The following is a 22,886-nucleotide window of genomic DNA, read 5'->3' on the forward strand; positions in this document are numbered from 1 at the left end:
CGCACTCACTTCGTCGATCCGATCCGGCGGTCCCACAGGTCGAACGCGGTGACCTGGGCGGTGGCCGGCAGCGAGTTCTTGATCGGGAACTGCTTGATCCAGCCGTCGAACTCGGGCTCGCCGAACTTCGACATCACGTTCTGCGAGGACGCCGGGGCCTTGCTCAGCGGCACGTCCTTGACCGCGGGGCCGGGGTAGAAGTAGCCCTCGTCGTAGGCGAACGCCTGCTGCTCGGGGGTCAGCATCCACGCCAACAGCCGCAGGACGGCGGTCAGTTCATCGGTCGAGACGCCCTTGGGAATCACCCCGTACTGCGCGTCCGACACCCACGTGAACGAGGAGAACTTCGCGACCTTCATTCCCGGCGGCACCGTCCCCAGCGCCCGCGGGTTGATGTACCAGCCCGTCGTCGAGGCGATCATGTGCACCGTGCCGGCCGCGAGGTTCTTCATCACCGCGCTCGTACCGGCCGGATACGAGTCGACGTGCTTGTTGAGCTCGGTCAGATACGCCCACGTCTTCGACCAGCCGTTGGTCGGATCCGTCGGGTCGGAATCGCCCAGCAGGTAGGGCAGGCCCATCAAGAACGTCCGCCCGGGGCCGGAGTTGGCCGGCCGCGCGTACTGGAACTTGCCCCCGTTGGCCTTCGCCCAGTCCAGCAGCGCGTCGGTCGTCGCCGGCGGGGTGGGGACCTTGGCCGGGTCGTACTCCAGCAGCGGCCCGGACGGGTACCACACCAGCTCGATGCCCTGGTCCTGCGCCAGCGACGCCATCGAGGCCGCGCCCGGCTGGTAGTTGGCCATCAGGCCGGGGAAGAACGTGTCGTAGTACGGCTTCAGCCCGTACCACAGGCCCTTCTGGATTCCGGCCGCCAGACCGTCCGTCCCGGTCAGCACCAGATGGATCTGCACGTTCCCGGCCTGCTGCTGCGCCTGCACCTTCGACGCCAGCTGCGGCGCCGTTCCCGTGCTGTACGTGACGTGCGAGACGACCTCGGGGTGCGCGGACTTGAACGCCTCGATCATCGGCTTGGTCAGGGCCAGATTCCCGGCCACGTCAAGGACGTTGAGCGTCACCGCCTTGCCTGGCGTGCTGCCGAGCGAGGTCGGCGCGCTGGAGGTGCCGGCGCCGTCGTGGCTGCTCGGCGCCGAACACGCGGCGAGCACCGGAACGGCCGCCGCGCCCGCCGCGAGCGTGGACAGCACCCGGCGACGCGACGGAACGGGAACACTCGATCTGCTTCCAGTTATCTCGGGCATGACAAATATGGCCCTTCGTTGGTGTGACGACGAACGCAGAGGTCGGAGAGAAGGGAGGGGGGACCGGTTCAGCGGGGGTCGGGCAGCGGATCGCGACCCGGCGCGGCGAGGAAGTCGAAGTCGCAGCCCTGGTCGGCCTGCGTGACGTGCGCGGCATACAGAGAGCCGTAGCCGCGGGTGAACGCCGGTTCCGGTGCCGTCCAGGCGAGCCGGCGGCTCTCCAACTCGCTCGGGGCAACGTTCAGTTGGAGCATCCGGCGCTCCACGTCGAGGGTGATCGGGTCGCCGGTGCGGACCAGTGCCAGCGGGCCGCCCGCGTACGACTCGGGGGAGATGTGCAGCACGCAGGTGCCGTAACTGGTGCCGCTCATACGGGCGTCGGAGATCCGCACCAGGTCGGTGACGCCCTTCTCCAGCAGGTAGGCGGGGATGGGCAGCATGCCGTGCTCCGGCATGCCGGGGCCGCCGAGCGGGCCCGCGCCGCGCAGCACCAGTACGGTGTCCGCGGTGATGCCGAGGGCCGGGTCGTCGATGTTCCTGCGCAGCTCGGCGTAGGAGTCGAAGACGACCGCGGGGCCGGTGTGCCGCAGCAGCGCCGGGGTGGCGGCGAGGTGTTTGATCACGGCGCCGTCCGGCGCGAGGTTGCCGTGCAGCACGGCGACGCCGCCCTCGGGGGAGACGGGGCTGTCCCGGGCGCGGATGGCCGGCCCGGTGATCTCGGCGCCGGCGAAGTAGCCGGCGAACGAGTGGCCGGCGACGGTGATCCGGTCCGGGTGCAGCGCCCCCGGGACCTCGTCCAACTGCCGCAGCAGCGCCGGGAGTCCGCCCGCGTAGTAGAAGTCCTCCATCAGGTGGGCGCCGACCGGGCGGACGTCCGCGAGCACCGGGATGCGGCGGCCGAGGGCGTCGAAGTCCGCCAGGCGCAAAAGGACTTGGAGCCGTCCGGCCATCGCGATCAGGTGGATCAGCGCGTTGGTGGAGCCGCCGAGCGCGAGGACGGTCGCGGCGGCGTCCTCGAACGCCTCCCGGGTCATCACCGCGGCCGGGGTGACGTCCTCCTCGACCAGGCCGACGATCCGCCGGCCCGCGGCCGCCGCCATCCGGTGGTGCGCGGAATCGACCGCGGGGATGGCGGAGGAACCCGGCAGCGCCATGCCCAGCGCCTCGGCGGCGGCGGTCATCGTGGACGCGGTGCCCATGGTCATGCAGTGGCCGGGCGACCGGGCCAGGCCGCACTCCACCTCGGCCATCTCGCAGGCGCCGATCCGCCCGGCCCGGTACTCGTCCCAGTACGCCCACAGGTCGGTGCCGCTGCCGAGCGGCTTCCCGCGGTGGTGGCCGCGCAGCATCGGCCCCGAAGGCACCACCAGGGCAGGGAGGTTGGCGCTCGCGGCGCCCATGAGCAGCGCCGGAACGGTCTTGTCGCAGCCGCCCATCAGCACCGCGCCGTCCACCGGGTAGGAGCGCAGCAGCTCCTCGGTCTCCATCGACAGCAGGTTGCGGTAGAGCATGGGCGTGGGCTTCTGGAACGTCTCGGAGAGCGTCGCGACGGGGAACTCCAGCGGGAAGCCGCCGGCCTGCCACACACCGCGTTTGACCTGCTCGGCGCGCTCACGCAGGTGCATGTGGCAGGGGTTGATTTCGGACCAGGTGTTGAGGATCGCGATCACCGGCTTGCCGAGGTGCTCCTCCGGCAGGTAGCCGAGTTGGCGCATCCGCGAGCGGTGGCTGAACGCGCGCAGACCGCCGCCGGCCACGTCGTCGGCCTCGCCGAACCAGGCCGCACTGCGCAGCGCCCGGGCCGGCGCGGGCCCGTCACCCGTTGCGGCGGCAGCGTCCCCGTTCACAGCCAGCCCTCCGTCCGCCACTGCTTGAGCAGTTCACCGATCCGGTCGCGCAGCGGCTCCGGCAGGTTCCGTGACGGCGGGCGCACCGCACTGGAGGACAGGCCCAGTTGGGACAGCGCCTCCTTGATGACGCTGACGTTGTCCGCGGACGCGTCGGCGGCGCGCATCTCCTCGAAAGGCCGCACCGACTCCCACACCCGCATGGCCGCCGGGTAGTCGCCGCCGCGCAGCGCCGCGAGCATCGCGAGCGACAACTTCGGTGCCACGTTGGCCAGTCCCGAGGTGAATCCGACCGCGCCGCCGGCCCAGCAGCTCGGGGCGAACAGCTCGGCGAGCCCGGCGATCCAGGCGAACCGGTCGAGGCCGGCCTCCCGCGCCACCCGCGCGAAGCGCACCGCGTCCGGGACCCCGTACTTCACCCCGACGACGTTCGCGCACTGCTCGGCCAGCGTCCGGATGTGCGCGCCGCTGACCCGCTCGTCGCGGATGTAGAGGACGACGCCCAGGTCGGGCACCGCCTCCGCGATGGCCCGGTGGTACGCGATCCAGCCCTCCGCGGAGCGGTACGGGTGCACGGGCTGGTGCACCATCAGCGAGCCCGCCCCGGCCTCCCGCGCGTGCCGGGCGGCGGCGACCGCGCCGGCCAGGTCGAGCCCGACGCCCGCCATCACCTCCGCCCGGCCGCCGGCCGCCGCGACGGCCGACTCCACGGCCTGCCGGGCCTCGGCCGGGCTGAGGGTGTAGAACTCGCCGGTGTTGCCGTTGGGGGTGACCACCTCGATGCCGTGGTCGACCAGCCGGCGCACGGACTCCGCGTGGTTGTCCCAGTCCACGCCGCCGCCGTCGCCGAAGGGGGCCACCGGGACGGCGATCACGGTGCCGAGCCGGGCGCGCAGAGCCTCCAGGCTGTGCGGCGCGTCCGTGTCGTTCAAGGCAGCCAGAGGTGCGGCGTCGTCCGGTGCCATCCGGGTCACTCCTTCGGTGTCTCGGGGAAGTTGCGGGCCAGGAACGCGCTGATGTGGTCGCGGACCAGCCGGCCGACAAGCTCCGGGTCGCCGTCCTGCGCGGCCCGCAGGATCGCCCGGTGCTCGCGCGCCTCCAGCTCCCAGGACGGCCGGACCGCCCAGGCGGCACTGGACACCAGGGCGGTCTGGTCGCGCAGTTCGTCCAGCGTCCGCACGAGCAGCGGATTGCCGCAGCCCGCGTACAGCGCCCGGTGGAAGTCCCGGTTGGACAGCGAGCGTTCGGCGGCGTCGGAGGCCCGGTCGGCACGGTCGAGCGCGGCGCTCGCGTCGGACCAGGAGTGCGGTCCGGTGGCCGCCGTCCTGGTCGCGGCGACCGGTTCGAGCAGCAGCCGCATGTCGTAGACGCTGCGCGCGAGGATGTCGTCCACCTCGCGCACCGAAGCCCCCTTGTAGGCGCTCATGGTGACCAGCCCCGAGCCCGCCAGCGTCTTCAGCGCCTCACGCACCGGCGTCTTGGACACCCCGAGCCGCGCGGCGAGTTCGGTCTCCACCAGCGGCTGTCCGGGCTTCAACTCGCCGGTGAGGATGGCGTGTTTGACCGCGTCCAGCACCGCCTCGGTTCGCGAGGGCAGCGAACCGGGGCGGAACCCGCCGGACTGGGTGAGGGCATCGGACAAGGAAACGGCTCCCACGTGAGATCTCATATACGATACGCAAGGGACGCTAGAACTCCCGGTGACAGCGGTCAAGAGGTCTGTCAGTCCCCGAAGTGGTCGGCCGGTTCCTGGAATTGTGCGGAATGCTCCGATGCGGCGCTGCCTGGTGGCCCGCTGTCAGACCGGAAGGCCGGCCCCGCCTCGCGCGGGCGAGTCGGCGTCCGGCCGCGGGACGGTGGACGGGGGTGGGACGCGCGCCTGTACTCTGCTGATCCTCACGGCGCCTCCTGTCCGGCCGGCGGGCGATCCCCGGTCGTCGCCCGCGGGTCGGAACGTTCCGCCCTTCCGGGCGCGGGTCGGACGGACGGCTTCCGTGGGCCCCGGCGGGCCGGCCCGGCTGCCGGCGGGAATCCGAGAACGGAACCGGGTGGGCGAGGAGTTGCGAACCGCGGCTCCTCCGCAAGGTGCGGCGCGAGGGACGGAACCAGGTGGACGACGACCACGACGGCACGGGCATACCCGGCGGCAGCGACGACGACGGGACGGCCGCGGCGGCGCGGCCGGGCGGGCGCTCCGGCGCGCGGCCGGCGCGGAAGACGGCGGCGCGGCCCCGGAAGGCGGCCGACGCGAAGGCGGCGCCGGGAGGCCCGGCAACGGCCGCTGGCCCGGGAGCAGTTGCGGCGGACGGTGCCGCGCAGGAGATACCCGCGCCGCCCGTTGACGAGCCCGCGGCTACGGGCGAAGCGCAGCCGGCTCAGCCGGCGAACGTCCCGGCCGAACCTGTTGCGGCGGATCCGCCGACCATGCAACTCGCGAAGGTGGTGCTGCCCGCGGCGGAGGGCCAGGCGGCGCCCGAAGCGGCGCCCGCGGCGACCGGCGCAGCGGCGGCCACGGCTCCGGCCAAGTCGGCGGCAGCGAAGAAGGCGGCGGCCAAGAAGGCGGCGCCGGCCAAGAGGGCCGCCGTACCCGCGAAGGCCGTACCCGCGAAGACGGCCGCGGCGCCGGCCAAGAAGGCCGCGACTCCCGCCAAGTCGGCCGCCGTACCCGCTAAGACCGCCGCGGCGTCCGCCAAGTCGGCCGCGGCACCGGCCAAGAAGGCCGCCGTACCCGCGAAGGCCGTACCCGCGAAGAAGGCCGCGGCGCCGGCCAAGTCGGCCCAGAAGAAGACCGCGCAGAAGACGGCGGCGCAGAAGTCCGCCGCGGCGAAGTCCGCCGCGGCGAAGTCCGCCGCGGCGAAGTCCGCCGCGGCGAAGAAGGCGGCCCCCGCCGCCTCGCCCGAGGCGGCTGCCCCGGTGCCGCTCCCGCCCGTCGCGGACGCCGCTCCGCCGGCACCCGTGCCGCCGGCCCCGGTCCTCGTACCCCTGGTCCCGGTTCCTCCGGACCCGCCGGCAGTTCTTCCCGCCGGCCCCGAGGAGCGCGCACCGCGTTTCGGCCGCCGGGCCAAGATCCTCGCGGTGGTCGTCGCGGCCGTGATCGTCGCGGGCGCCGTCACCGTCACCGCCGTGGCGACCGGCGACAGCGACAGCAGCGACGCGAGCGCCAACCCCACCCGTCCGGTGGCCACTTCACCGGCCGCTGCCCCGTCCACGGCGGCCACCACGCCTGCCGCCGACGCCACCACGGCCCCGGCCGGCACTCCCTCGACGTCCCCGACGGTCACGACGACCGCCGGCAGCTCCACCGCCCCCACCACCGCGGCCGGCACCACAGCCACGCCCAAGGGCACGCCGACCGGCAGCCCGGCCGCGCCCCCGGCCACCCACTCGGCGAACCCCGTCACGAGCACCAGGCCGCCGACCGGTTCGCACGTCTCGTCCGTCGGGGTGAGCGCCACCTGCTCCACCGCCGAGCACGCCGCGACCGCCGCCGTCCTGGTCCGGTACGACGGAACGGCCGCCGGCACGCTGCACGTCACGTGGTGGCGCAACAGCAAGGGGAGCCCGCAGGGGGCCACCACGATGACCCCGCAGACCGCGAGCTTCCCGAAGGGTTCGAAGAGCTACACCTTCACCTCCACGTTCACCTTCAAGTCCAACAGCGCCCGCCCGTACATCGGCCTGACCGTCTCCACCGACCCCGCGGCGGCGTCCGGCAACGGCTCCTCCACCGTCGCGTGCCGCTGACTCCCCAACGCCTGTACGCCTACCGGGTGCGCGGGCGCGGCCGGAGCGCGGTGGTGCTGTGGCTCGGCGGGCCGGGCGATGAGCCCGACCGGGTGTGCGCGGTGACGGAGGCCGGCCGCCGGTACGTGCCGGTGTTCGGGACCGTCCGGCAGGCGCTGGCGTACGCCCGCCGGCGGGGGTGGCGGCCGGCCGCGCCGGGGGCCAACACGTGCGAACTCGCCCGGGTCCAGCACTGGATGGAGGATCCGGTGCGCCGGAAGGTCCCGCCGGGGGCGGTGCTGGACGCGTGGAACTTCTTCGACGACCTGGCCCGCGGCCTGCACGCGACCGACCGGCTGCCCCGGCAGGAAGCGGTGCACGACAGCGCCTACGACAAGCTGTTCGGCGGCGAGTCCGCCGCGTGGACCGCCGGTGAGGAACGGGCGGTGCTGGAGCTGGTCGGGGCCGGGGTGGAGCTGTGGAACTCCTGCCCGGTGAGGGTGAATCCGCGCTCGGCGAGCGTCCCTGACCGTTAACTGGGCCTCGCCGGGCTGGTATCCGAGGCGCCGGCTGACAACTAGCGCGCCGCCCGGTCGCTTTCCTCGGCCGGGCTGGCCGGCGTGCTCCTTGTGCGGGTCGGCTCGTACGGGGCGGGCTGCGGTCGGGGTGCGGGCCGCGGGGGTGGGACGGGTTCGCCCGTGCGGGTGGCCGGGTCGATCCAGGGGACCGGCTTGGGGTCGAGGAAGCGGTCCGCGTGGCCCTGGTACTGGATCCGGGCGCCCGGCGGGCGCAGCGGGTCGTGGGTGAGGCGGTTCGCCGGGAGTCCGCATTCGGTGAGCAGGGCGCCGACCTCGGCGACGAAACCGGGCGGGCCCGACACGTAGACGTGCCGGCTGTGCCAGTCGCGGCGGGCGGCCAGGTCCGCGAACAGCCGCTCCGTCGCGCGCGTCTCGCTCTCGGACGGGTCGGCGTGCCAGAGCGCCACGTCCAGCCACGAGTAGCGTTCTGCCAGGGCGGACAGCGTCGGCAGGTCGTACAGGTGCCGCCGGGTGCGTGCCACCAGGTCGACCCGCACCCGGGGCGCGGGCCGCCGTGACGTCAGCTCCTCCACCACCGGTTTGACCGCCGACCAGCCGGAGCCCGCCGCGATCAGCGTGATCCACGGGGCGTCCTGCGACGGGGTGAGCGCCGCGCCGGACGCCGGGCCGAGCCGGATCCGGTCGCCCTCCTCCAGCCGGTCGCAGATCACCGGGCTGAGCAGGCCGCCGTCGACGCGGGAGACATGGAACTCCAGGATGCCGTCCCGGCGCGGGGCCCGCGCGATCGAGTACGGCCGCCACACCCCTGGCAGGTGCGGCAGTTGGAGGGTGGCGAACTGCCCTGGCCGGTAGGGGTAGTGGTGGTCGGGCAGCACGGTGAAGACGGCGGTGTGCCCCTCGTGCAGCCGGTGCTGCAGCACCAACGCCTGCCACCAGCGCGGCTCGCCGGCCGCCGCGGCCTGCCGCGCACCCTCCTGCATCGCGCCGGCGGCGACCCCGTAGGCGCCGAGCCAGGCGGCCTCGGTGGCCTCGTCCCACACCTGCCCGCTGCCGAAGCGCAGAGCCGCGATCAGACTCTGCCCGACCGCGTCGAAGTGCTCCGGCGCGATGTCGAACTTGCGGTGGTCGCGCCCGAGTTGGGCCAGGTACTCACCGAGCCCGGGATCGTCCAGATGCGCCACGACATACCCCAGCGCGGCGAACAACCGGTCGAACTGCTCGCTCATGTCAGCGGGAAACAGCCCCCGCACCTCGGGGTGCGCGTCGAAGAGGTGCACGTAGAAGAACGTGACGACATGCGAGGCCCGCCGCTGCACCCGTTCGAAACTGGACCGGATCAGAGCCAGGTCGCCGTCGCCGCTCATGGCCGTTCAACCGCTCCCAGCACTGGACTCGGCACCCGGACCCGAGCACCACCGCCACGCCCCACGCAGACGCGACCCGCGGCATCATCCCCCACCCGCACCACTGGGAACAATAGTGCGACGGTTTCGCCGCGCCCGGTCGGGGCGTGCCGGTTGTCAGGCGCGGGTGAGGATCGTGCCGCCCGCGTAGCGGGCTGAGGAGCCCAACTCCTCCTCGATGCGGATGAGTTGGTTGTACTTCGCCGTGCGGTCGGAGCGGGAGAGGGAGCCTGTTTTGATCTGGCCGCAGTTGGTGGCCACTGCCAGGTCGGCGATGGTGGTGTCCTCCGTCTCGCCGGAGCGGTGGGACATCACGACCGTCCAGCCGGCGCGGTGGGCGGTGGCGACGGTGGTGAGGGCCTCGGTCAGGGTGCCGATCTGGTTGACCTTGACCAGGACGGAGTTGCCGACGCCGGTGCGGATGCCTTCGCGCAGCAGCGTCTCGTTCGTGCAGAACACGTCGTCGCCGGTGAGCTGGCAGCGGTCGCCGACGCGGGCGGTCAGCTCGCGCCAGCCGTCGAGGTCGTCCTCGGCCATCGGGTCCTCGATCGAGACGATCGGGTACGCGTCGATCAACTTGGCCAGGTAGTCGGCCTGTTCGGACGGTGTGCGGCGCACGCCCTCGCCGGTGTACACGTAGGCGCCGTCCCGGAAGAACTCCGACGAGGCCGGGTCCATCACCAGGCCGATGTCCGTACCGGGCCGGTAGCCGGTGCGTTCGACGGCCGCCATGACGAAGTCGAGCGCCTCCTCGGCGGTGCGGAGCGCGGGCGCGAAGCCGCCCTCGTCGCCGACGCCCGTGGAGTGGCCGGCGGCGAGCAGGTCGCGGCGCAGCGTGTGGAAGATCTCGGAACCCATGCGGACGGCCTCGGCGAAGGTCGGGGCGCCGATCGGGGCGATCATGAACTCCTGGAAGTCCAGCGGGTTGTCGGCGTGCGCACCGCCGTTGACGATGTTCATCATCGGCAGCGGGAGCAGCCGGGCGTCGGCGCCGCCGAGGTAGCGGTAGAGCGGCTGGCGGTGCGAGGTGGCGGCGGCCTTCGCGGCGGCGAGGGAGACGCCGAGCAGCGCGTTGGCGCCGAGCCGGGACTTGTCGGGGGTGCCGTCGAGCGCGACGAGCGCGGCGTCGAGCCCGGCCTGGTCGTCGGCGTCACGCCCGAGGACCGCTGCCGCGATGTCCCCGTTGACGTGGGCGACCGCGCGGTCGACGCCCTTGCCGTGCCAGCGCGCGGGGTCCGCGTCCCGCAGCTCGACGGCCTCGCGGGCGCCGGTGGAGGCGCCGGAGGGGACGGCGGCGCGGCCGAGCGATCCGTCGGCGAGCAGGACGTCCGCCTCGACGGTGGGGTTGCCCCGGCTGTCGAGGACCCGGCGGGCGGTGACCGACCGGATGGCGGTGGAGCCGGCGCCTGGGGAGGCGGGGGGAGCGGCGGGGGTGCTGGAAACCATGGGAGGCCCTTCGCGTCGGCGCGCGCCGCGGCCTGCTGCGACAACGCTGGCGCGTGCCGCGACAGCACTGACTCTACAGCAATGCTGTGCAGATTCGCTGTTCAGTTGTGCTGTTCAGTGTTGCTGTACAGGTCTGCTAAACAGCTGAGCTGCACAGATGAGGTGCACAGCTTCGCTGGTCACCACCGGTTAAAGTGCCCTATGCCCACCCCGGAACCCGCCGCCGTCGCCACCGAACTGCGCAACGCGATGGGCAAGCTCACCCGCCGCGTGAAGCACGAGGACCGGATGCCGCTCGGCCAGGTCTCGGTGCTCGGCACGCTCGACCGCGACGGCGCCATGACCACCAGCGACCTGGCGGCCGACCAGCGGGTACGCCCCCAGTCGATGGCCCGCGCGGTCGGCCTGCTGATGGACCAGGGCCTCGTCGTCCGCCGCGCCCACCCCACCGACGGCCGCAAGTCCCTGGTCGAGCTCTCCCCGGCGGGCCGCGCCGCCCTGGAGGCCGAACGCGGCCGCCGGGCCGGCTGGCTCGCCCAGGCCATCGAGCTCGAACTCACCGCCGAGGAACGCGAGTCCCTGGCCCGCAGCGCCGCCCTGATGGAACGCCTCGCCGCCCGCTGACCCCTGCCCCCCCCGCCGGACAGCAGGTTGGCGTCCCGGCGGGCCCCGGCACACAGGGCCCCGCCGGGCCGTCGGGGCTAGTGGGTGAAGCGGAACCAGTTGATGTTCACGAAGTCGGAGGGGGAGCCGGCGAGGACCAGGTACACGTCGTGGACCCCGGTCACCGGGGTGGTGATGTTCGCCGGGACGGTCTGCCAGGTCTGCCAGCCGCCGTTGTTGGCGAAGTCGATCTCGGCGATCTTCGTGCCGGCGGTGCCGTCCACCCGGACCTGGATCGCGCCGCTCACACCGCTCGGCGCGCCGGAGGCCAGCCGGGCGGTGAACTGGGCGGGGGAGGACGAACCGAAGTCCACGGAGGCGTACTTGAGCCAGTCGCCGTTCGCGAGGTAGCCGACGTCCTGGCCGCCGCCGGAGTCCGTGCAGCTCTCGGTCTGGGTGCCGCTCTGCGCGCTGTACGACTCCGCCTGGATCGTGGCGTACGCGCCCGTTCCGCCGCCGCCGGGCGGCGGGGTGGTGCTGCCGGAGCCGGCGCCCGGGCCCAGCGCGACCGTCCAGGAGGTCGGCGCGCCGTCCTGGATGTGGCCGTCCACGGGGGCGGCGCCGGTCGGGCCGACGTCGTCGTAGGGGAAGGCGTATCCGACGGTGGCGTACTGGTGGACCAGGCGCGCGTAGTGGTTGGTCGTCGGGTCCGTGTAGTAGCCCGACGGCGGGACGCCGTCCGGCTGGTTGCCGCCGCCGCCCACCAGCAGCGAGCTGCGGTTGAGCGCCGCCGCGAGCCGGGCCGCCACCGCGCCCCGGGCGTCGCCGCCGGAGTTGTAGAGCGGCCCGCTGGCGCAGCCGAAGATGTCCACGGCGCTGGGCTTGGTGAACGGCACGCCGTTGGTGTTCAGGCCCGCGAAGACCAGCGTGTTGCCGGACACCGTGCCGGAGTACGCGCCGATGCTGCCCTGCCCGTTGATGGTCAGCGTGTGCGACTGGTAGTAACTCCACACGTTGTTCAGGTAGTTCGTCCAGTACCCGCCGAAGTCGGTGGGCGAGTGCGCGGGCGCCAGGATGCGCAGCGCCGCACCCGAGGAGTCACGGGCGACCAGCTGGTCCCACGGGGCACCGTCCGCCGCGTGCTGCGCCTGGAGCCCGGCGGCGATCGAGGCCAGCGCGCCCGACGGCAGCGGGCTGACCGACTGCGCCCCGCCGCTGCCGGTGGTCGCCATGGAGACGGGGAGGGCCACCATGTCGACGTAGCTGATGTTCGCGTACAGGTTGGCGCTGTTGTAAGTGAACTCGCAGAACGTCCAGTCGGTCAGCCAGTTGGGGTCGCTGCTGGTGAAACCGGGCTGGACGAGGCCGGGTACGGCGCCCGGGTTGACGAAGAACTGGATCTTCTTGCCGACCGAGAACCAGACCCGGCCGCCGATCACGTAGTCCTGGAGCGTGAAGGTGGTGGCGGCCGAGCCCGAGGCGCCCAGCGGTATGGCGAAGTCGGCGATCGGGGTGAGCACCGACGACGGGCTCGGCAGCCGCTGGAAGTGCCCGGACGAGGTGACGAATCCGGGCCAGCCGCTGCTGTCGGAGCCGCTGATGTAGGCGTAGACCGTGCTGCCGCTGCCGGAGTTGTTCTTCAGCGAGATCGGCAGCGACGGGCCGGCGGCCGCCGCGCGCGAGGTGAGGCCGCGCGCCCACAGCGGGGAACTCGCGGCGACGGCGCCGGTGCCGACCGCCGTGACGAAGGAACGTCTGGAGACCACGTACTCCTCCTGGGAGGTGTGCAGGCGGGCCGCCGTCCGGTGCTGCGTCCGGACGGCGGTGCTCCGCGTGGGGGGAACCGCGAGGGAGGAACTGCGAGGCCACGACCGTGACCCGGGCGAGGTGAGGGAGAGTCAGGAAGGCAGGTGCCAGACCTGGTTGGCGCCTCCCGTGCAGTCCCAGAGCTCTACTTGGGTGCCGGCGGTCGTGGACCAACCGGTGTCGTCCAGGCACCTGTTGGACTGCGGGTTGTACAACGAGCCGTTGGACTGCGGGATCCACACCTGGGAGCCGGTGTTGTTGCAGTCGTAGAGGTCCACCGGCGTCCCGTTGCCGGTGCCGCCGTTCGCGACGTCAAGGCACTTGCCCAGCACGTGCAGCGTGCTGCCCGCCTGCACAACGGACCACTGCTGCGCGGCCGTTCCGTTGCACGTGTAGACCTGCACCGGGTTGAAGTTCGCGGTGCTCGCCGCGCGGTCGTCCAGGCACAGGCCGCCGTAGCCGGTGATGGCCTTGCCGCCGGCCGGCGGCGGGGTGGTGCCGCCGCCACCGCCCGTCGTGTACGCGGCCACGTACCCCACGCTCATCGTCCCGCCGGACGTCGTCCCCGAACTCGGCGACGTGCAGCCGCAGACGCCGTTGGGGAAGCCGCCGCCCATCGCGAGGTCGAAGATGATCGTCAGGTTGTGGTCGTACGCGGCCTGCCAGGTGGCGGCGCCGACCTGGCCCTCGCTGACGCTGAAGTACGAGGCGCCGTCGAGGTAGAAGGTGATCGACTCGTTGGACGTGTTCGTCCGGTCCAGGATCATCGAGTACGTGTGGAAGCCGCTCTGGCAGCCGGGGCAGGCCCGCAGGCCGCTGCCGATGCCGTTGCCCTCGTTGCAGACGCCGCCGGGGAACGTGCCGCAGTGGATCGTGCCGGCCACCTGCGACAGCGTGTTGACGTCCTCCATGATGTCGATCTCGCCGTTCTCCGGCCACTGGCCCGGGCCCAGCATCCAGAACGCCGGCCAGTAGCCCAGTCCGTTGCCGGTGCTCGGCTGCTGGATCGACGCGGTGACCTGCAACTTGCCGCCGGCCGGCGCGCCCACGACGGCGCTCGGCGTGTGGATGCGGCCCGAGGTCCAGTTGTTGCCGCTGCCGAGGGCGGTGATGTCGAGGTGGCCGCTGCCGTCCAGGTGGACGTTGCTGGTGGAGTTGGTCATCGTCTCGATCTCGCCGGTGCCGAAGTTCGAGCCGGGGCCGGTGTCGTACGTCCACTTCGATCCGTTGGGCGCGCTGCCGGCCCCGCCGGCGAAGTCGTCGCTGAAGACGGTGGACCAGCCGGACGGCGGCCCGGGAACGGTGACCGCGTTGGCCGCGGGCGCGCCGGCGGCGAACACCGCGAGGGCGCCGAGCGCGGCGAGCGCCGCCGCGAGCGCGAGCCGGCGCCATGTGCGGAAAAGTGCGGGGAGGAGGGCGGGGCGGCGAGCCGGGTGGAGGACGGGGAGGAGCGCGGATCTGCCGCGGGGGGACGGGCGGTGGCTGCGGTGAGGCATGGAACAGCTCCTGACGGCCCGCCAGTTGGCGGGCGAGCAGAGGTGCCGGGGTGCGCACGGGTGGGGGGAGAGCTGTACGGCGTGGGGAACCGGTGCCGCACGCGGAGCAGGTGCGGCGGGTGCGGGGCACGTTCCGGACGCGGCGCCGGGGCGGTGCTGGGGCGGCCTGGCGGCGGGCGTCCGGTGGTGTAGACATCTGACCGACTTTGATTGAACCCGTGTACATGTGTCGCCGTCAAGATGGGCGGGGAGAGCGCTCTCGACCACCGGGCGGCGGCGCGCGGCGGCGGCGTGCGGCGCGCATATTCTGACGTCATCTCTCCGGCCGGAGCCGCGCCGGAGCTGTCACGGGAGGCCGCGCATGACCACGGAGCAGCAGGGGCAGGACGTCGACTGGTCGCAGGAGGCCGAGCACCTCATACGCTCGCTGCGGCGCGACGAGCACTGGCTCGCCGAGGCCGCCGCCGTCCTGACTCCCGGACGGCGCACGCTGCTCGACTACGGCTGCGGGGCCGGCGGCATGGCCATCGCGCTCGCCGAGGCGGCGCCCGACGCGACGGTGATCGGCGTGGACGGCGAGCCCGTGCTCATCGAGGTGGCCCGGCGGGCCGCCGCCGAGCGCGGCGGCCCGGCGGCCGACAACCGGTACGAGCGGATCCGCTTCGAGGACGGGCGCGACACGCTGGCCGCGGTCATCGGCACCCGGCCCGACCTCATCTGGGCGTCCGCCGTCGTCCACCACATCCCCGACCAGCAGGGCGCGGTGGACGACATGGCCGCGCTGCTCGCGCCCGGCGGCCGGATCGCGCTGTCCGAGGGCGGGCTGCCGATGCGCTTCCTGCCGTGGGACCTCGGCCTCGGCCGCCCGGGGCTCGAATCGCGGATGGAGGACGCGCAGCACGCGCGCCTCGTCGCCCTGCGCGCGGGCCTGCCGGGTACGGTGCCGATGCCGTACGGCTGGCAGGACGTCCTGCGCCGGGCCGGCCTCGTGGACGTGACCAGCCGGAGCTTCCTGATGGACCGGCAGGCGCCGCCCGGCAGCCGGGCGATGGGGGACGTCCTGCACACCCTCGGCCACCAGGCGGCCGACCTCACGGAGTCGGGACTGCTCGACGCGGAGGACGCCGAGGTGTGGCGGCGGCTGCTCGACGAGGACGGGCCGCACTGGCTCGGCCGCCGTACTGACGTCTACCAACTCACCGCGCGGGTGGTGCACTTCGGGGATCGCGGCGAGGGGTGAGTGCGGGGCGCCGGGGCGGCCGGCCTCGCGAACGCCCGGGGCCTACCGCCCGGCGGCCGGCGGCCGGCGCCGCGGTCAGTGGAACGCGTGCACGACCGCGTGCCCCTTGCCGCGGCCGATCATCCACCGGTTGACCGGCGTCGTCACCACGAAGGCCAGCACGAGGGAACCGGCCAGCGACACCCAGAACAGCGCGTCGGCCAGGCCCGCGTCGATCGCGCCCGGTACGGCGACCATGAAGCCGTTGTCGATCAGCTCCATGACGGCGATCGAGACGGTGTCGGCGGCGAGCGCCACCTTGAGTGCCTGCCGCACCGGCAGTCCGGCGCGCAGCACGCCGCGCATGGTCAGCGCGTAGCCGAAGACGAACGCCAGCGCGATGGAGATGACGACGGTGGTGGCGTTGTTCAGGCCGGCCGCCGTGCCGATGACCATGCCGAGGACTTCGCCGATCGCGCAGCCGGTCAGGCAGTGGAGGGTGGCTTGCGCGGCCATGGCCCAGGTGGCGCCGGCGGGGCCGTGGCCGCCCTCCTGGTGGTGGCCGCCGCCGTGCGGGCCGGGGTGCGGGGGTGTCGGGCTGCCGGACGGCTGGTGTACGTGCTCGTGGTCCATTGCTGCCCCCAGGTCGGGTTCTCGCGGACGTTCGACCTCAACCATATACCCCTAGGGGGTATTCCTCGGCTCAGTCCTCAACCCGTGAGGCGGCCTCCGCGCCCGAGCCCGCGCCCGCGCCCGTGCCCGCGCCCGAGCCCGTGAGGAGCGCTTCCGCGTACTTGCGGAAAGCGGCCACCAGCCGGCTGCGCTCGCCCGCGCGCGTGGCCAGGACGACGTGGCTCGGCTCGACGCCCTCCAGCGGGACCACGGCGAGGTCGGGGCGGAAACCGGTGAGGCCGGTGAAGCCCGCGCCGGCCGGGACGATCGCCACGGCCTGGCCCGCCGCGATGAGCTCGATCTTCTCCTCGACGGAGTCGACCAGCGGACCGCCGGGCGCCGGGCGGCCGTCGGGCCGCGGGTCGATCCGCCAGAAGGCGTTCCAGTCCGGGTCGGTGCCGCGCGGCAGCGGCTCGTCGGCGATGTCGTCGAGCGTGGCGGAGGCCCGGCCGGCCAGCCGGTGGTCGATCGGCACGAGCAGCATCCGGGGCTCGTCGTACAGGACGGTCACGTGCAGGCCGGCGGTGCTGAACGGGAGCCGGGTCACCACCGCGTCCACCCGGTGGTCGAGCAGCGCCGGGCGCGCTTCGTGCCAGGCCAGGTGCAGGGACCGGACGTCGGCGTCCGGGTGCCGGCGGCGCAGCTCGCGGACCGCCGGGGTGACGATGGTGTTCGCGATGTAGCCGACGGTGATGCGGCTCGGTTCCGCGGCGGCGCGGGCGCGGGACGCGGCCTGCTCGGAGGACCGCAGCACGGCGGTCGCCAGCGGCAGGAAGACCTCGCCGGCCTCGGTCAGCGCGGTGCCCCGCGGGGTGCGGTCGAGCAGCCGGGCGCCCACGTCCGCTTCGAGGCGGCGGATCTGCCGGCTCAGCGAGGACTGGGTGACGTGCAGGGCGGTCGCGGCCCGCCCGAAGTGCCGGTGCTCGGCGACGACGGTGAAGCAGCGCACCAGCCGGAGGTCGAGGTCGGCGGGTGGGGAGGGCGGGTCGGTCATGCGTTCAGCGTAACGGGGGGTGAGGTCGGTCGAAGGCTTGTGATGCCGTTGAGCTGGGGTGTTGCGGGAAACGCGATGCGTGATCCGGAAGATTCATTGGACCCGGCGCGGGCGGCGACCGCAGGGTGGCGCTATGAGTGGGACAGCGGATGCGAACGAGATCTGGATTCTGGGGGCCACCGGGCGGGCGGGCCGGGCGATTGCCGCGCGGCTGGTGGCGGCGGGTGAGGCCGTCGTCCTGGTGGGACGGGACGCCGCCCGGCTGGGCGAGGCGGCGGGGGCGCTGGCGGGGGAGTGCCGGACCGTGGTGGCCGACGGGGTCGAGGCGATCGCCGCGCTGCTGCCTGCGGCCCGGCCGGCCGTGGTGGTCAACACGATCGGCCCGTTCACCAGGACGGCGCTGCCGATCGCCCGGGCCTGCCCGCCCGGCACGCACTACGTGGACCTCGCGAACGAACTCCCCGCCGTCAGCGGGCTGCTCGGGCTGCGGGACGAGGCGGTCGCCGACGGGCGGTGCCTGGTGACGGGGGCGGGGTTCGGGGTGCTCGGCACGGAGAGCGTCCTGCTGAAGCTTTGCGCGGACGGGGGTCCCGTCACGCGGGTACGGGTCGACGCGCTGCCGTCGGTCGCCGGCGAGCCCGGCGCTCTCGGTACGGCGCTCGCGGCGAGCATCGTGGAGGGACTCGCCGGGGGCGGGCGCCGTTACGAGGACGGGCGGCTCGTGCGGGTGCGGCTCGGGGGTGACGTGGAGCGGTTCACGCTGCCCGACGGGACGGCCGTGCACAGCGGGGGCGTGCCCAGCGGGGAGCTGGAGGCGGCTCGGCGGGCGAGCGGGGCGCCTTTCGTGGTCGCGGCGTCGGGGGCGGTGCCCGCTGGGCGGGTGGTTCGGGCGTTGCTGCCGGGGGTGGCGGTGCTTCTGTCCCGGCGGGTGGTCGCCGATTTCGCCGTGCGGCGGCTGGCGGGGATTCGGGTGGCGGCGCGGGAACGGGGCCGCGAGTTCTCCTGGGCGCGAGCGCGGGTCGACGGCCCCGCGGGCACGCGGGTGGGCTGGTTGCGAACGGGTGAGGCGATGACGTTCACGGCATCCGTGGCCGCGGAGGTCGCCTGCCGCTTGGCTCACGGCGCTCCTCCGCCGGGCGCCCACACCCCCGGCGCCCTCTTCGGCCCCGCCCTGGCCGAACACGCCGGCGCCCGCTTCTTCCTCGACGAGTAGCCCTTTTCTGCCGCCCGGTGGGGGCTGACGGCGCAGTTCCCCGCGCCCCTATCGGGGCGCCGCCGTGACGCTTCCGGGCCGTCGCCGAGTTCCGGCCGGTGGGGGCTGGTGGCGCAGTTCCCCGCGCCCCTGTCGGAGCGCCGCCGTGACGCTTCCCGGCTGTCGCCGACTTGCCGCCGGTGGGGGCTGGTGGCGCAGTTCCCCGCGCCCCTGACGGGGCGCACCCTGGCCGGGAGCCACCCGCGCCCCGGGGTGGTCGCGCCCGCGCGGCGGCAGCCGCAGATCAGATACAGCCCCGCGCCCCTGTCGGGGCGCACGCTGGCCGGGAGTCACCCGCGCCCCGGGCTGGTCGCGCCCGTGCGGCGGCAGCCGCAGATCGGATACAGCCTCGCGCCCCTGTCGGGGCGCACGCTGGCCGGGAGTCACCCGCGCCCCGGGCTGGTCGCGCCCGTGCGGCGGCAGCCGCAGATCGGATACAGCCTCGCGCCCCTGTCGGGGCGCACCCCGGCCGGGCCCCAAAGGGGCGCGGGGAACTGCGCCACCAGCCCCCACCGGGGCGGTAGTCGAGGTGCGACCTGGGCTTTTAGGGGCGCGGGGAACTGCGCGACCAGCCACGACGCGGCCGCGGGTGCCCGGCTACGGGCGGGGGGAGTCGGCCAGGTGGGTCATCAGGGTTGCGGCTCGGAGGAGGGTTTGGTGGTCCTCCGGGGGGAGGAGAGTCGCGATGGTCGCCTCCAGCCAGGCGCCGCGGCCCGCGCGGATCGTGGCGGAGAGGGTCTCGCCCTTACGCGTCGCCGTGATGAGGGTTTTGCGGCCGTCCGACGGGTCGGGATCCGAGGTGATCAGGCCGTCGGCGCGGAGCGCCGCCACCGTTTCGGACATCGACTGGCGCCGCACATGCTCCGCCTGGGCCAGCGCGCTGGTCGTCGTCGGCCCCTCCTTCACGATCCGCGACAGCGTCATGAGCTGGGACCACGTCCACGGCATCTCGTCCGGCGCGGACTCCGTCCGCAGCCGGGCCCGCAGCCGCGTCATCGCCTTCATCAGCTCGTGCGCCGCCTCCGACGCCACCCCGACCTCTGCCGTCTCCATGCGCCCAGCCTACCGGGTAGGCAGGCTGCCTGCTATATTTAGTCAGGTAGCCTGCGCATCTACGCGGGCAGCAAGGAGGCACCACTTTGGAGGCGGCCACCACCGTCGAGGGCACGTCCCGCGCGCCGGACCCACCGCGCGCGGACCGCCCGTTCGGGCCCCGATTCGTCGCGCCGATGTTCCTCGGCTCCGCGCTCAACCCCATCAACAGCTCGGTCATCGCGACCGCCCTGGTCTCGATCGCCGCCGCCATGGGCGTGTCGGTCGGGCAGACCTCGATCCTGATCTCCAGCCTGTATCTGACCAGCGCGATAGCCCAGCCGACCGCCGGCCGGCTGTCGGAGGAGTTCGGGCCGCGCCGGGTGTTCCTGACCGGCATCGTCATCGTGCTGCTCGGCGGGATCGTCGGCGGCCTCGCGCAGAACCTGCCCACCCTCGTCGTCGCCCGGGTGCTCATCGGGCTCGGCACGTCCGCCGGATACCCGTCGGCGATGCTGCTCATCCGGCGCCGGGCGACCGCCGTCGGGATGGAGTCGCCTCCCGGCAGCGTCCTCGGGGGGCTGGCCATCGCGGGCGCCGCGACCGTCGCGATCGGGCCGACCGTCGGCGGGCTGCTGGTCGGGTGGTTCGACTGGCGGGCCGCGTTCCTGATCAACGTGCCGGTCGCCGTCGTCGCGTTCTTCATGGCGCTGCGGTGGATCGCCACCGACCCCGACCGGGTCGGCGGCCGGTCGGCCCGCGAGGTGGCCGGGCGGATCGACCCGGCCGGAGTGGTCGGCTTCGGCGGCGCCATGACCGCGCTGCTGGTGTTCCTGCTGTCGCTGCCCGACCCGGACTGGATCGCCCTCGGTATCGCGGTGGTCGTCGCGGCCGGACTCGTCCGGTGGGAGCTGCGGGCCGCCAACCCGTTCCTCGACGTGCGGCTGCTCGCCTCGAACCTGGCGCTGAGCAGGACCTACGTCAGGAACGGGCTGACGCTGCTCGGCACGTACGTGATCCTCTACGGGCTGACCCAGTGGATGGAGGCCGCGTACGGCCTGTCGGCCTACCGGGCCGGGCTCGTACTGATCCCGATGGGCGTGCTGTCGGCCGCCGCCGCCCGGGTGGTGTCCCGGCGCGGCGACGTGCGCGGGCCGCTGGTCGCCGCCGCGGTCGTGATGCTCGCCGGGGCCGTCGCCGCGCTGTTCCTGACCAGCCACAGCCCGGTGATCGCGATCATCGCGGTGACCGCGCTGTTCGGCCTCGCGTCGGGGCTGAGCAACGTCACCAACCAGACGGCGCTGTACATGGCGGCGCCGGCGGAGAAGGTCGGCACCGCGTCAGGGCTGCTGCGGACGTTCGGCTACATCGGCTCGATCGCCGCGTCCACCATCACCGGAGTCGCGTTCCGCACCCACGTGGACGACACCGGGCTGCGGTACGTCTCGCTGATCCTGATCGGCATCGGCGCCCTCGTCCTGCTGATGACCGTGCTCGACCGCCAGCTGGCCGGGGCCCCGAAGGACCGCCGGACGGACGCGTGACCGGCCGGGGCGCCGGTCACAACGCGCCGGCTCGCCGGTTCGAACGCGCCGGCCCGCCGGTTCGCCGACCGCCGGCCCGGCCGCCCGTTCAGACCCGGGACTCGGCCGGCTCGCCCGCGAAGTCGACCTCCTCGGTGCTGACCGTGCCCGCCGTCCGCCCCGGAGCCGACTGGAAGCGCCAGTACAGGTTCGTGTGCGAGATGACCTTGTCGGGGGACGGCGCTCCGTACGCCGACAGGTCCTCCGTGGTGTGCGCGTCGGAGATCAGCGTCGCGTCGTAGCCGCGGGTGAAGGCGCCGTGCAGCGTCGAGCGGATGCACGCGTCGGTCTGCGCGCCGGCCACGAAGAGCCGGCCGACGGACCGCTCGGCGAGCAGCGCCTCCAGGGTGGTGTCCTCGAAGGAGTCGCCGTACGCCTTCTGCACCAGCGGCTCGGACTCGCCCCGCACCAGCTCAGGCACGTACTGCCACGCCTCGCTGTCGCGCTCCAGCTCGTCGCTGTTGTGCTGGATCCAGATCACCTCGACGCCGGCGGCCCGCGCCTTGTCGATCACGGTGCCGACGTTCGCCACGACGCCGTCCCGGTCGTATGCCTCCGCCACCACCCCGTTCTGCACGTCGATGACGAGCAGGGCGGCGTTGGGTCGGTTGACGAGCGTGCTCATGGTGCCTCCCGGGACGATCCGGTCGATGCGAGTCGATGGTGCGCCCAGGCTATGCGCAGCCACTGACAATGCGGCCGACCAGCGGCAACGCGACCCCGGGGAACCGGGAGGCTGCCCGGCGGAGGTCCCCTGTTCCTCCGCCGGGAGTCATCACGCGGCGGCCGGCCCGCCCGCCGCTGGCCCGCCCCTCGCCGGCCCGCTCGCGAGCGGCCCGCCCGCGGCCGTCACGCCGCCGCCCGGATCTGTGACGTCGGCAGGAACGTCAGCACCCGCCGGCGCGGGTCGTGGGCCGGCGACGAGACCAGCGTCCTGACGTACTGCGGCGCGTCGTTGCCCGGCGGGACGAGGATCCGCAGCCGGCCGTCGTCGTGCAGGGTGATCCGGCTGGACTCGTCCACCGCCCGCCACAGCCGGGCCAGCTCGGGGACCGCGCAGAGGTCGGCGATGATCTCCTGCAGCTCGCCGAGTCCGGTGGTCTCCGCCTCCAGCCGCAGCTGGCGCATGTAGGAGTTGGCCCAGCCGCTCTCCCAGTCGCCGCACAGCCGGCGGGCGTAGGGGGAGAAGAGCACGAACCGCAGCAGGTTGTCCGGCAGCGGCTCGCCGGCCGGGGCGAACAGCCGCTCCCAGGACTCGTTGCTCTCCTCTATCCGCCAGGCCGCGTCGAAGGTGAGCGTGGGCACCTGGAGCACCCGCAGGTACGAGGTCCAGCCGCGGGCCGCGTCCGGGTCGGGGCTGCTCGGGCCGCGCGGCGGGAAGCCGCCGCTGATGATGAACCACAGCTCGTCGCGCCGGTTGGAGTCCAGGCCGAGGGCCTCCGCGAGGGCGTCCACCCGGTGCAGCGGTATCGGCCTGACCCCGCCCTCCCAGTCCTGGTAGAGCCGGGTGGACACGCCGAGCCGCTGGGCCACGTCGTGCTGGCTCAGACCGGAACCTCGGCGGCGGCCGGGACCCGTGACGCTTTCCTGCCGGCCGGCCCTGGATTTCATGCCCTGCCGGGGGACGGTCTCCGGGCGCTCGGCGGCCTCCGGGCGGGGCGCCCGGTCCAGCCGGCCGGCCTGCGCCTTTCTCGCCTGGCGCAGGAAGCCGTGGATGAGTGGCGGAGCGACCTCCGTATGCGTTGACATGGGCATCTCCCCCCGGAAATACGGCCGCTGTACAGCGCGCCGTCACCGTGCGACTACCGACGAGCTGATGGTGTGCGTGGGTCGCGATTGATGTCAACCAATGACCGATCATGGTCCTGACCTGCGATTTAATGCTGCGGACCGGAATCCTCCGGCTCGTTGGCCGGTTCCCGCGGTGCACCTTCACGCCACCGACCTGGATGTTTGCGCCAGCGGCCCGGAATGCGCTCTTCGACGGCTCGCGCGACCCCGGGTGTGTCCAC

At 73.6% G+C, this 22,886-nt stretch carries 19 protein-coding genes; 6 read left to right on the top strand and 13 right to left on the bottom strand.

Going from position 1 to position 22,886, the window contains the following annotated elements:
• Positions 1–5: 5 nt before the first annotated feature.
• The 4 genes from ACQPW6_RS22930 to ACQPW6_RS22945 form a co-directional block, all read right to left on the bottom strand.
• The gene (locus ACQPW6_RS22930) at positions 6–1,205 is read right to left on the bottom strand and encodes an ABC transporter substrate-binding protein (protein WP_433891545.1); all 1,200 of its coding nucleotides are present in this window, start codon (positions 1,203–1,205) and stop codon (positions 6–8) included.
• A gap of 122 nt (positions 1,206–1,327) precedes the next feature.
• On the bottom strand, positions 1,328–3,106 hold the full coding sequence (locus ACQPW6_RS22935; RefSeq protein ID WP_433891546.1) for an IlvD/Edd family dehydratase: 1,779 nt from the start codon (positions 3,104–3,106) through the stop codon (positions 1,328–1,330).
• On the bottom strand, positions 3,103–4,071 hold the full coding sequence (locus tag ACQPW6_RS22940; protein ID WP_433891547.1) for a dihydrodipicolinate synthase family protein: 969 nt from the start codon (positions 4,069–4,071) through the stop codon (positions 3,103–3,105). Before ACQPW6_RS22940 ends, ACQPW6_RS22935 begins: the two co-directional genes overlap by 4 nt.
• Positions 4,072–4,076: 5 nt before the next feature.
• The gene (locus ACQPW6_RS22945) at positions 4,077–4,748 is read right to left on the bottom strand and encodes a GntR family transcriptional regulator (protein WP_433891548.1); all 672 of its coding nucleotides are present in this window, start codon (positions 4,746–4,748) and stop codon (positions 4,077–4,079) included.
• 782 nt (positions 4,749–5,530) lie between these two features.
• On the opposite strand from ACQPW6_RS22945, the gene ACQPW6_RS22950 reads away from it, so the two are divergent.
• The gene (locus ACQPW6_RS22950; protein WP_433891549.1) at positions 5,531–6,850 is read left to right on the top strand and encodes a hypothetical protein; all 1,320 of its coding nucleotides are present in this window, start codon (positions 5,531–5,533) and stop codon (positions 6,848–6,850) included.
• A complete protein-coding gene (locus tag ACQPW6_RS22955) occupies positions 6,841–7,365 on the top strand; it encodes a hypothetical protein (RefSeq protein WP_433891550.1) in 525 nt (174 codons plus the stop codon). Before ACQPW6_RS22950 ends, ACQPW6_RS22955 begins: the two co-directional genes overlap by 10 nt.
• 41 nt (positions 7,366–7,406) lie before the next feature.
• Here the strand turns inward: ACQPW6_RS22955 and ACQPW6_RS22960 are convergent, their stop codons facing one another.
• Entirely contained in the window at positions 7,407–8,732 is a 1,326-nt protein-coding gene (locus ACQPW6_RS22960) for a globin domain-containing protein (RefSeq protein WP_433891551.1), read from the bottom strand.
• A gap of 156 nt (positions 8,733–8,888) precedes the next feature.
• Positions 8,889–10,217 (bottom strand): phosphopyruvate hydratase, encoded by a 1,329-nt coding sequence (eno, locus tag ACQPW6_RS22965; protein WP_433891552.1) that lies wholly within the window; start codon positions 10,215–10,217, stop codon positions 8,889–8,891.
• A gap of 201 nt (positions 10,218–10,418) precedes the next feature.
• Here eno and ACQPW6_RS22970 point away from each other — a divergent pair, with 201 nt between their 5' ends.
• Positions 10,419–10,841, top strand: a complete 423-nt coding sequence (locus ACQPW6_RS22970) for a MarR family winged helix-turn-helix transcriptional regulator (RefSeq protein WP_433891553.1) — start codon at positions 10,419–10,421, stop codon at positions 10,839–10,841.
• 77 nt (positions 10,842–10,918) lie between these two features.
• On the opposite strand, the gene ACQPW6_RS22975 is transcribed toward ACQPW6_RS22970, so the two are convergent.
• Both ACQPW6_RS22975 and ACQPW6_RS22980 read right to left on the bottom strand, forming a co-directional pair.
• Positions 10,919–12,586, bottom strand: a complete 1,668-nt coding sequence (locus tag ACQPW6_RS22975) for a beta-1,3-glucanase family protein (RefSeq protein ID WP_433891554.1) — start codon at positions 12,584–12,586, stop codon at positions 10,919–10,921.
• 132 nt (positions 12,587–12,718) lie between these two features.
• Entirely contained in the window at positions 12,719–14,122 is a 1,404-nt protein-coding gene (locus ACQPW6_RS22980; RefSeq protein WP_433891555.1) for a ricin-type beta-trefoil lectin domain protein, read from the bottom strand.
• A gap of 361 nt (positions 14,123–14,483) precedes the next feature.
• On the opposite strand from ACQPW6_RS22980, the gene ACQPW6_RS22985 reads away from it, so the two are divergent.
• Complete coding sequence (locus ACQPW6_RS22985) at positions 14,484–15,362, top strand: methyltransferase (RefSeq protein ID WP_433891556.1); 879 nt, start codon at positions 14,484–14,486, stop codon at positions 15,360–15,362.
• Between the two features lie 75 nt (positions 15,363–15,437).
• Here the strand turns inward: ACQPW6_RS22985 and ACQPW6_RS22990 are convergent, their stop codons facing one another.
• Both ACQPW6_RS22990 and ACQPW6_RS22995 read right to left on the bottom strand, forming a co-directional pair.
• Positions 15,438–15,974 (bottom strand): DUF4396 domain-containing protein, encoded by a 537-nt coding sequence (locus ACQPW6_RS22990; protein WP_433891557.1) that lies wholly within the window; start codon positions 15,972–15,974, stop codon positions 15,438–15,440.
• A 70-nt stretch (positions 15,975–16,044) separates the two neighbouring features.
• The gene (locus tag ACQPW6_RS22995) at positions 16,045–17,007 is read right to left on the bottom strand and encodes a LysR family transcriptional regulator (protein WP_433891558.1); all 963 of its coding nucleotides are present in this window, start codon (positions 17,005–17,007) and stop codon (positions 16,045–16,047) included.
• 133 nt (positions 17,008–17,140) lie between these two features.
• Between ACQPW6_RS22995 and ACQPW6_RS23000 the strand changes: the two genes are divergently transcribed.
• Positions 17,141–18,220, top strand: coding sequence for a hypothetical protein (locus ACQPW6_RS23000; RefSeq protein WP_433891559.1), 1,080 nt, complete (start codon positions 17,141–17,143; stop codon positions 18,218–18,220).
• A gap of 636 nt (positions 18,221–18,856) precedes the next feature.
• On the opposite strand, the gene ACQPW6_RS23005 is transcribed toward ACQPW6_RS23000, so the two are convergent.
• Positions 18,857–19,312, bottom strand: coding sequence for a MarR family winged helix-turn-helix transcriptional regulator (locus ACQPW6_RS23005; protein WP_433891560.1), 456 nt, complete (start codon positions 19,310–19,312; stop codon positions 18,857–18,859).
• Positions 19,313–19,398: 86 nt separating this feature from the next.
• On the opposite strand from ACQPW6_RS23005, the gene ACQPW6_RS23010 reads away from it, so the two are divergent.
• Positions 19,399–20,835: an MFS transporter gene (locus ACQPW6_RS23010; RefSeq protein WP_433891561.1), complete on the top strand. Its 1,437-nt coding sequence runs from the start codon at positions 19,399–19,401 to the stop codon at positions 20,833–20,835.
• Positions 20,836–20,923: 88 nt separating this feature from the next.
• On the opposite strand, the gene ACQPW6_RS23015 is transcribed toward ACQPW6_RS23010, so the two are convergent.
• Positions 20,924–21,499, bottom strand: coding sequence for an isochorismatase family protein (locus ACQPW6_RS23015; RefSeq protein ID WP_433891562.1), 576 nt, complete (start codon positions 21,497–21,499; stop codon positions 20,924–20,926).
• Between the two features lie 224 nt (positions 21,500–21,723).
• Positions 21,724–22,623 carry a helix-turn-helix domain-containing protein gene (locus tag ACQPW6_RS23020; RefSeq protein ID WP_433891563.1) on the bottom strand — a complete coding sequence of 300 codons (900 nt, stop codon included), beginning with the start codon at positions 22,621–22,623 and terminating at the stop codon, positions 21,724–21,726.
• Positions 22,624–22,886: the final 263 nt, after the last annotated feature.

The organism is Streptomyces sp. CA-111067 (assembly GCF_050956065.1).
In the GTDB taxonomy this organism is placed as follows: domain Bacteria; phylum Actinomycetota; class Actinomycetes; order Streptomycetales; family Streptomycetaceae; genus Actinacidiphila.

Bases quoted from the DNA above. Each gene is read 5' to 3' on its own strand.
- ACQPW6_RS23000 (WP_433891559.1), top strand. From the start codon at position 17,141: ATGAGTGGGACAGCGGATGCGAACGAGATCTGGATTCTGGGGGCCACC.
- ACQPW6_RS22985 (WP_433891556.1), top strand. From the start codon at position 14,484: ATGACCACGGAGCAGCAGGGGCAGGACGTCGACTGGTCGCAGGAGGCC.
- ACQPW6_RS22950 (WP_433891549.1), top strand. From the start codon at position 5,531: ATGCAACTCGCGAAGGTGGTGCTGCCCGCGGCGGAGGGCCAGGCGGCG.
- ACQPW6_RS22980 (WP_433891555.1), bottom strand. From the start codon at position 14,122: ATGCCTCACCGCAGCCACCGCCCGTCCCCCCGCGGCAGATCCGCGCTC.
- ACQPW6_RS22995 (WP_433891558.1), bottom strand. From the start codon at position 17,007: ATGACCGACCCGCCCTCCCCACCCGCCGACCTCGACCTCCGGCTGGTG.
- ACQPW6_RS23020 (WP_433891563.1), bottom strand. From the start codon at position 22,623: ATGTCAACGCATACGGAGGTCGCTCCGCCACTCATCCACGGCTTCCTG.
- ACQPW6_RS22990 (WP_433891557.1), bottom strand. From the start codon at position 15,974: ATGGACCACGAGCACGTACACCAGCCGTCCGGCAGCCCGACACCCCCG.
- ACQPW6_RS23005 (WP_433891560.1), bottom strand. From the start codon at position 19,312: ATGGAGACGGCAGAGGTCGGGGTGGCGTCGGAGGCGGCGCACGAGCTG.
- ACQPW6_RS23015 (WP_433891562.1), bottom strand. From the start codon at position 21,499: ATGAGCACGCTCGTCAACCGACCCAACGCCGCCCTGCTCGTCATCGAC.
- ACQPW6_RS22940 (WP_433891547.1), bottom strand. From the start codon at position 4,071: ATGGCACCGGACGACGCCGCACCTCTGGCTGCCTTGAACGACACGGAC.
- ACQPW6_RS22960 (WP_433891551.1), bottom strand. From the start codon at position 8,732: ATGAGCGGCGACGGCGACCTGGCTCTGATCCGGTCCAGTTTCGAACGG.
- ACQPW6_RS22970 (WP_433891553.1), top strand. From the start codon at position 10,419: ATGCCCACCCCGGAACCCGCCGCCGTCGCCACCGAACTGCGCAACGCG.
- eno (WP_433891552.1), bottom strand. From the start codon at position 10,217: ATGGTTTCCAGCACCCCCGCCGCTCCCCCCGCCTCCCCAGGCGCCGGC.